This is a genomic window from Streptomyces sp. NPDC006339 (genome assembly GCF_040612775.1).
GTDB lineage: Bacteria > Actinomycetota > Actinomycetes > Streptomycetales > Streptomycetaceae > Streptomyces.
Genome location: NZ_JBEXQW010000108.1, coordinates 1 through 4,381, shown reverse-complemented (window position 1 = coordinate 4,381; position 4,381 = coordinate 1). Strand labels below are relative to the sequence as shown.

Sequence of the window (4,381 nt, the reverse complement as noted above, 5' to 3'; positions counted from 1 at the left end):
CCCCCCACTGGACCACCCTCCTCACCCCCTACCACCCCCACACCACCGAACTCCCCTCCTACCCCTTCCAACGCCAGCGCTACTGGCTCGAACCCGAGCCTGCCGCGACCGACGCCCGGGGCCTGGGGCTGACCTCGGCCGGGCATCCGCTCCTGGGCGCCGTGGTCGAACTCGTCGAGGAGGACCGGCTCGTGTACACGGGGCGGCTCGCCCTCGACACCCAGCCGTGGCTCGCCGATCACGCGGTGCACGGGACCGTGCTGCTGCCGGGCACCGCGTTCCTGGAGCTCACGATGGCCGTGGGCGCGCGGCTGGGTCTGCGGCGGCTCGCGGAGCTCACGCTCCAGGCTCCTCTGGTGCTGCCGCCCGACGAGGCCGTACAGCTCCGGGTGACCGTCGAGCCGCCGGCCGCCCACGGGCAGCGAGAGCTGGCCGTGCACTCCCGGCGGCAGGACGCCGACCCGGGTGACCCGTGGACGCGGCACGCCTCGGCCCTGCTCGACGTCGAGGACGACACCGCGGACTTCGACCTCGTCGAGTGGCCGCCGCCCGGCGCCCACGAGATCGACGTGGAGTCCCGCTACGACACGCTCGCGGAGGCGGGCTACGACTACGGACCCGCCTTCCAGGGCCTGCGCGCCGCCTGGCGGGCCGGTCGTGACGTGTACGCCGAGGTGAGCCTGCCCGCCGAGCTGGACGCCGCCTCCTTCGGGCTGCACCCGGCGGTGCTCGACGCCGCCCTGCACGCGGTCGGTCTGCTCCGCGAGGACGGCGGCACCGTCCTGCCCTTCTCCTGGTCCGGCGTGACCCGCTACACGGAGGGCGCGGACGCCCTGCGGGTGTGGCTCGGCGCGCGGGGCGAGGACGGGGTGAGCCTGCGCGTCACGGACGGCGCGGGCAAGCCCGTCCTGTCCGCGGAGGCGGTCACGATGCGACCGTTCACCGCCGACCTGGCCGCCTCCGGGCGCGCGGCCGACTCGCTGTTCCGGCTGGAGTGGCAGCCGGTCCCGGCCGCCACGGCCGACGTCGACGTGTGCCTGGTCACGGACCTGGCCGGCGTCCCCGACCCCGTACCCCAGGTGGTCGCCGTACGATGTCCCGTCGCCGAGCGATGTACGGACGGGGCACAGGACCCGGCCGACACGCGGTCCGGATCCGCTCTCGCCGAGGACGCGCACGCGGCGGCGCTTTGGGCGCTCGGACTGGTGCAGGAGTGGCTGGCCGATGCCCGCTTCACGGGGTCGCGGCTGCTGGTGCTGACCGACGGCGCGGCCGGCCCCGTGGTCGACAACCCGGCCCAGGCGACCGTGTGGGGCCTGATCCGCACCGCGCAGTCCGAACACCCCGACCGTTTCGCGCTCCTGGACTGGGATGAGGCGCTCCACCCCGACGCCGACGCCGATGCCGACGCCGACGCCGAGACGGGGAACGGGGACATGACCGTCACCGGGGCCGTGCTCACCGAACCGCAGCTCGCCCTGCGGGCGGGCGCGCTCCTCGCCCCGCGTCTGGTCCGGCACACCACCGCCGCCGACCCGTTCGGCGCCACCCGGCTCGACCCGGACGGCACGGTGCTCGTCACCGGTGGCACCGGCGTGCTCGGCGCGTCGGTCGCACGCCATCTGGTGAGCGAGCACGGCGCCCGGCGGCTGCTGCTCGTCAGCCGGCGCGGCGCCGACGCGCCGGGCGCGGCGGAGCTCGCCGCCGAGCTCACCGCGTCGGGGGCCGAGGTCGTCCTCGCCGCCTGTGACACCGCCGACCGCGACGCGCTCGCGCGGCTGCTGGCCGGTGTACGGCTCACCGCCGTCGTCCACACGGCGGGCCTGCTGGACGACGGCGTGGTCGAGTCGCTGACCGCGGACCGGCTCGCCGCCGTGCTGCGGCCCAAGGTCGACGCCGCCGCGCACCTGGACGAGCTGACCGCGGGCCAGGAGCTCGCGGCCTTCGTGCTCTTCTCCTCGGTGGCGGGCGTGCTCGGCAACCCCGGCCAGGCCAATTACGCGGCCGGCAACGTCTTCCTCGACGCGCTCGCCGCCCGTCGCCGGGCCTCCGGCCGTCCCGCGACGTCGCTCGCCTGGGGCCTGTGGGCCGAGCGCACCGGCCTCACCGGGCACCTGGACGACGACACCCTCTCGACCCGCGGCATCGCGCCGCTCTCCACCGAACAGGGCCTCGAACTCCTCGACCGGGCGCTCGCGGACGACCACCCGGTGCTCGTCCCGGCCCGCCTCGACCCGGCGGGGCTGCGCTCCGACGCGCTCGCCGGAACCCTGTCCCCGGTGCTGCGCTCACTGGTACGGGTGCCCCAGCGGCGCCCCGGCGAGTCCGGCCTGCGCCGCAGGCTCGGCCGGATGACCGAGGAGGAGGGCCGCCGCCTGCTGCTCGACCTCGTCCGTACCCAGCTCGCCGCCGTCATCGGCCGTGACTCGGCGGACGGGATCGACCCGGACCAGCCGTTCAAGAGCTTCGGCGTCGACTCGCTGCTCGCGGTGCGGCTGCGCAACCGTCTCCACTCCGTCACCGGCCTGCGGCTGCCCGCCACGCTCGTCTTCGACCACCCCACCCCGGCCGCCGTCGTCGACTTCACGTTCGCGCTCGCCCGGGAACGCGCCGAGAGCACCACCCCGCGGCCCCTCACCGCGAGCCCGGCCGCCGTAGCCCCGCACACGGACGACGATCCGATCGTCATCGTCGGCATGGGATGCCGCTTCCCGGGCGGGGTGGACTCGCCCGAGGCGCTGTGGCGCGTGGTCGCCGAGCAGCGGGACGTGATCTCCGGCTTCCCCACGGACCGTGGCTGGGACCTCGACGGCCTCTACCACCCGGACCCGGACCACTCCGGCACCTCCTACGTCCGCAACGGCGGATTCCTCCACGAAGCGGCCGAGTTCGATCCCGCCTTCTTCGGGATCTCGCCGCGCGAGGCCCTGGCGATGGACCCGCAGCAGCGTCTGCTCCTCGAAGTGTCCTGGGAGGCGTTGGAGCGGGCCGGTATCGCGCCAGGATCGCTGCACGGCAGCGACACGGGTGTGTTCGCCGGAGTCATGTACCACGACTACGGCGGTGGCGGCCGGCTTCCGGAGGAGGCCGAGGGCCACTTCCTGACCGGCACGGCCGGCAGCGTCGCCACCGGTCGCATCGCCTACACGCTGGGGCTTCAGGGTCCGGCCCTGACGGTGGACACGGCCTGCTCGTCGTCGCTGGTCGCGCTGCATCTGGCCGTACGGGCTCTGCGGTCCGGGGAGTGCTCCCTGGCCCTCGCGGGCGGCGCCGCCGTGATGTCCACCCCGAACACGTTCATCGAGTTCTCGCGTCAGCGCGGGCTCGCGGAGGACGGGCGCTGCAAGTCCTTCTCGGCGGACGCCGACGGCACCGCCTGGGCCGAGGGCGTGGGCGTCCTCGTCGTGGAGCGCCTGTCCGACGCACGACGCCTCGGACACCAGGTCCTGGCCGTGGTCGCCGGCACGGCGGTCAACCAGGACGGCGCGTCCAACGGACTGACCGCACCCAGCGGGCCCGCGCAGGAGCGGGTCATCCGCGCCGCCGTCGAAGACGCCGGTGTGTCGTTCGCGGGGGTCGACGCCGTCGAGGCGCATGGCACCGGCACCGTGCTGGGTGACCCGATCGAGGCGCAGGCCCTGCTCGCCACCTACGGCAGGGAACGCGGCGACCGGCCGCTGCTGCTCGGCTCGCTCAAATCCAACCTCGGGCACGCCCAGGCGGCCGCCGGGGTCGGTGGCGTGATCAAGATGGTCATGGCGTTGCGCAACGGGGAGCTGCCCGCCACGCTCAACGTCACCAAGCCCAGCGAGCTGATCGACTGGACGACAGGCGGCGTCGAACTGCTCACGGAGCCGCGCCCGTGGCCGGCCGGCGACGACCGTGTCCGCCGGGCCGGAGTCTCCTCCTTCGGCATCAGCGGCACCAACGCCCACGTCATCCTCGCCGAGGCACCGGCCGAGCCCGTGACCGACGAACCCACCGAGGAGCCGTTGGACGGGTCGGCCCTGCCGTGGGTGCTGTCGGGGCGCTCGGCGGACGCCCTCGCGCAGGCCGCCGGTGAGCTGGCCGCGTATGTACGGGAGCGGCCGGAGCTCAGCCCGGCCGATGTTGCGTACTCCCTCGCCACAGGGCGTTCTGCGTTCGGGGTCAGGGCCGTCGTGCCGGGCACGGACGGGCGCGAGGGGCTGCTCGCCGGTCTGGACGCGCTGGCCTCCCGGGAGATCGAAGGCGTCACCGCGCCTGTCTCCGGCGCGAAGTCGGGCCGGGCCACAGGAGCTCCTGTCGTGTTCGTGTTCCCGGGGCAGGGTTCCCAGTGGGCCGGCATGGCCACCGAACTCCTCGACACCTCCCCCGAGTTCGCCCGCGTCATCGCCGAATG

At 74.7% G+C, this 4,381-nt stretch carries 1 protein-coding gene; it reads left to right on the top strand.

The features are described from left to right. The coding region (locus tag ABZ135_RS38585; RefSeq protein WP_356703065.1) for a type I polyketide synthase at nt 1-4,381 on the top strand (4,381 nt) is incomplete at both ends.